The sequence below is a fragment of the Dialister sp. CAG:357 genome (genome assembly GCF_000435155.1).
Lineage (GTDB): Bacteria > Bacillota > Negativicutes > Veillonellales > Dialisteraceae > Dialister > Dialister hominis.
Genome location: NZ_FR896380.1, coordinates 1 through 4,451, shown reverse-complemented (window position 1 = coordinate 4,451; position 4,451 = coordinate 1). Strand labels below are relative to the sequence as shown.

General features: G+C 51.7%; 2 protein-coding genes and 2 riboswitches. Both genes read right to left on the bottom strand.

All coding sequences use genetic code 11. The features are described from left to right. Positions 1-247 precede the first annotated feature (247 nt). A complete protein-coding gene (locus M3200_RS02295) occupies positions 248-1,696 on the bottom strand; it encodes an alanine/glycine:cation symporter family protein (RefSeq protein ID WP_022381924.1) in 1,449 nt (482 codons plus the stop codon). A 164-nt stretch (positions 1,697-1,860) separates the two neighbouring features. Then, positions 1,861-1,961: riboswitch (glycine riboswitch) on the bottom strand. Between the two features lie 360 nt (positions 1,962-2,321). Further along, positions 2,322-3,743: an alanine/glycine:cation symporter family protein gene (locus tag M3200_RS02290; RefSeq protein WP_022381923.1), complete on the bottom strand. Its 1,422-nt coding sequence runs from the start codon at positions 3,741-3,743 to the stop codon at positions 2,322-2,324. A gap of 111 nt (positions 3,744-3,854) precedes the next feature. Next, a riboswitch (glycine riboswitch) is annotated at positions 3,855-3,946 on the bottom strand. Positions 3,947-4,451: the final 505 nt, after the last annotated feature.

Below are 4,451 nucleotides of genomic sequence, written 5' to 3'. Positions count from 1 at the left end.
TGGCACTTGCTTTTTGGTAGCAGGACTTCTCCTTCCGGAGCAAGGTTAAAACCGGCCTACGGCCCTTAAAATCCAGACTCAGTACATCGCAGTTAGCAGCAGCGGCAAGCGGCGCACCTTGGCCTTTTCCCCTACCCCCCCGCCAGAAAACCCCGTCCTATGCATCGGGCGGAGTTTTGCTGTGTTTCCTGTATTTCCTTTATTTCCTGTAAGGGAGATTTCTTTAATCTTGCCTTTTTGAGCCTGATCAGATACCGGCTCTTTCTTCGATTGCTGCTTCTTTGGCAGCTGCTTTTTCTGCTTTTTCGCGTTCGATGACGGCCTGGAAGCGGAATACTTCTTCTTTGACGACCGGCGCGAGGATGAGCATGGAGATGAGGTTCGGGATGGCCATGAGGGCGTTTGCAATGTCGGAGAGGTTCCAGACGAGGTCGAGGGTCTGGGTGGCTCCGATGTAAACGACCAGGGAGAATACAACGCGGTAGATCATGTTGTATTTATGGGTGCCGAAGAGGTATTCCCATGCTTTTTCGCCGTGGTATTCCCATCCGAGGATGGTGGAGAATGCGAAGAGGATGATGCCGATGCAGACAATGTATGCGCCTACGACGCCGATGTTCGAGGAGAATGCGGCGATGGTGAGTTCGATTCCCTGAAGGGGTGTGCCGTCGGCTCCGTTGGTGCCGAGGACGCCGGAGGAGGCGATGGTAAGGCCAGTAATGGTGCAGACAACGATTGTATCCCAGAAGGTTCCTGTCATATTGATGTAAGCCTGACGGACGGGGTCATCGGTGGTAGCTGCAGCGGCTGTGATGGCTGCCGAGCCCATGCCTGCTTCGTTGGAGAATACGCCTCTGGCTACGCCGTAGCGCATAGCGTTCATGACGGAGACGGTGATGCCACCCAGGACGCCGCCGCCGACTGCCTGCGGGTCGAATGCCATCATGAGGATGAGGTAAAGTCCGTGAGGAATGTTTTCAATGTTGATGAGGATGCATGCCATGCCGGCTACGACGTACAAGACGGCCATGCCCGGTACGACGACGGAGGAGACTCTGGAAATGGTCTTGATGCCGCCTACGATGATGGCAAGGGACATGACGGTCAAGACTATGCCGGTCATTTCCGTGGATACGCCGAATGTGGAGTTCACGGCGCCGGAGATGGAGTTCGCCTGGGTCATGTTGCCGATGCCGAAGGAAGCGATGACTGCGAAGAGGGCGAAGAGGAAGCCCATGATGCTGCCGAGTTTCTTATTCTTGAAGCCGTTTTTCATGGTGAACATCGGGCCGCCTTTCATTTCGCCCCGTGCGTTCACTTCGCGGTACTTGATAGCGAGCATGCATTCAGAGAATTTGGATGTGAGGCCGAAGCATGCGGAGATCCACATCCATACAAGCGCGCCGGGGCCGCCTGCAAACATAGCGGTCGCAACGCCTACGATATTGCCTGTGCCGATGGTAGCAGCCAGGGCTGTGCAAAGTGCGGAGAACGGGGAAACGTCGCCCGTCCCTTTCTTCTGGCGGGCTTCTTTGGAAAGCACCCTGTGAAGTGCGTATGGAAGATTTCTCCAGGTACGGAAGTGTACCGTACAGGTCAGATAAACACCGGTCCCGACGAGAAGCAAGAGCATCAGCGGGCCCCAAACTATGCTGTCAATTTGGCTGACGATTGAATTTACAGAAGCCATGTCCATGATAAAATCCCCCTACCTTTTCATTACTGGTTACAAAGTAATTACTCCTTTTTCCAACAACAGGGAAAGCAAAAAACCGCCGCGTTCAGGCTCCGGAAAAACCGGAATCTAAAGGCTGGCGGTCCTATGTATGTATGCATCCATGCATAGCCGGGTGTTACCCTGCTGCCAGCCCTGTCCTTTTGCCTGAGAGATTCGGGATCGGTGATCCCTTAGCACCTTCGGCGTCCGCATCGTTTCAGCGGAGCTCTCCAGAGATGTGTCCGTACACAGTTTCGTGTTCTACTGAACGCCTGATAGTGTTACTCCTTCGGCAGACATTTTCATGTCTTTTTTCAGTGTACATCATCCACAGATATGTATGCGCTTTGGCTCTATGAGCCTGCCGGGCATTTGCGGCATATACAAAGGCACTTGGCCTGAAGTATACAAGAGGATTGATGGATTTCCCTTTTTGAAAGGCAGGGCCCCCACCCGGGAGAGAGTTCTGGGTGTCTCTCCCGGCGGCCCGGGACTGCGATTCCGAAGATGGATGGATGCGCAGGCCCTGTCCCAGGCCTTGTATCATACTGCCCGGCGGAAGGGAAAATGGGGAAACCTTCTCGCCTGGCAGATATGAACCTTCTTACTCTTCCACTTCTGGCTGAGCTTTTGCACTTGCCAGGGATGGATCGAGGTCTTCGTATTCTTCGTATTCCTTGCCGGTCTTCAGATGATCGAAGTATTTCTCGGTTTCTCTGACGACGACTCCGGAAAGGGCCAGAAGAGCGATGAGGTTCGGGATAGCCATGAGTCCGTTGACGATATCCGCCAGAACCCAGATGGCTTCTAATTTAAGGAACGCGCCGCTTGCGACAAGCGCGATGAATATAATACGGTAAGGAAGGATGCCCTTGGTGCCGCAGAGGTAGATCATGCAGCGTTCGCCGTAGTAGTTCCATCCGAGGATGGTGGTGAAGGCGAAGAGGACAAGTCCGACCATCAGCATGTAGCCGCCAACTGCCGGGAAGACATCCTGGAAAGCTGCATTGGTGAGTGCTGCGCCGTTGAGGCCTTTGAGCCATTCGCCGGATACGACGATGGTAAGTCCGGTCAGGGTGCAGATGATGATGGTATCGATGAAGGTACCTGTCATGGAAATGAGACCCTGTTCTGCCGGCCATTTTGTCTTAGCGGCTGCGGCTACGATCGGAGCGGAACCAAGGCCGGATTCGTTGGAGAATACGCCTCTGGCAATACCGCTTCTCATGGCAAGCATCACGCCTGCTCCTGCGAAGCCGCCGGCTGCTGCTGTGCCGGTGAATGCGTTGGAAATGATGGTCTCAATAGCCATCGGAATCTGATTAGCGAAGTAAGCAAGGACGCCGACGGTGGAAACGAAGTAAATCACTGCCATTGCCGGAACAATCTTGGATGCGGCATTCGCGATGGACTGGAGTCCGCCGAGAGTGATAGCTGCGACCAGGATGGTCAGGATGATGGCGGTCCATGTCGGTGAAACGCCGACCGTCATCTGGGTGATTTCAACGATGGAATTGACCTGAGCGAATGTACCGATACCGAAGTATGCGACGAGTACGCCGAAGAGAGCAAAGAGAGTTCCAAGCCATTTATACTTCTCACCCATGCCGTTCTTGATGTAGAACATCGGGCCGCCGGCGATTTCGCCTTTGGAATCGACTTCGCGGTATTTAACAGCCAGAAGACCTTCCGCATACTTGGTTGCCATTCCGAAGAAAGCAGCCATCCACATCCAGAAAATAGCGCCAGGGCCGCCAGCTGCGATTGCAGTAGCTACGCCGACGATATTGCCGGTGCCTACCGTTGCGGAAAGAGCTGTGCAGAGAGCCTTGAAAGAATCAATATCTCCGCTGCCTGCGTTCTGTGCCTTGAAAATTAATTTCAAAGCCTTGGGAAGCTTGAAAACCTGCAACATCTTCAAACGAAGTGTCAGCAGAATTCCGGTTCCCACCAAAAGAACCAAAAGCGGTGGTCCCCAGATAAAACTGTCGGCTGCATTCAGCCAATTCATGTAATTCAAATCCATGTTTGTCCTCCTCGAAATAGAAATATGCAAAAAACCGGCATCCAAAATATAAAACTCTGGAAGCCGGCATTGTCTATCCTAAAACGAGTACGAAAAAATCGTAAGAACGTTTCTTTATGCTCTGTCCTTTTGCCTGAGAGATTGGGACCTTGCGATCCTTACACCTTCGGCGCTCATTTGTGAGACTCTCCAGAGTGTGTCCGCAACCGGTACCGCCTCTTGCGAGGCACCTGAGAGTGTTACTCCTTCGGTAAGCCATACGGCTTTCTCCCACTTGCATCATCCACCAATATGAATTTGATGTTTGCATTATAAGTCCCAGCGGACCCATATGCAAGCGTTATTTTAGAGTTTAATCATTTTCTAATGGATAACCCCTTGAAAATTTCAGCACATTTTATCCAAAATACCACTAAAATTAACGTTCAAACCACTCCTGTGCACAAAGTGCGAAAACATCGATAAAACCAAGGATTTTGCATAGATTTCTAACTAATCATTTACTAATATAAGAAGAAAATGCTAAGATTGGTTTAATATTTGGAGGGATAAAATAGAGGGAGCTGCCCTCCTGGAAAAGTATTTTAGAAGTGGAAATAATGGGGAGAGAGATTAAAAGCGGGAAAACTAGGGGGAGAGTTTAAAACCAGACAACCAGCCTGACGGCTGAGGGAGAGGGGGTGCGGATATTTTTTTGGACCATTCTGG

Excerpts from the sequence above, each read along its gene's own strand:
- M3200_RS02295 (WP_022381924.1), bottom strand. The coding sequence starts at position 1,696 with ATGGACATGGCTTCTGTAAATTCAATCGTCAGCCAAATTGACAGCATA.
- M3200_RS02290 (WP_022381923.1), bottom strand. The coding sequence starts at position 3,743 with ATGGATTTGAATTACATGAATTGGCTGAATGCAGCCGACAGTTTTATC.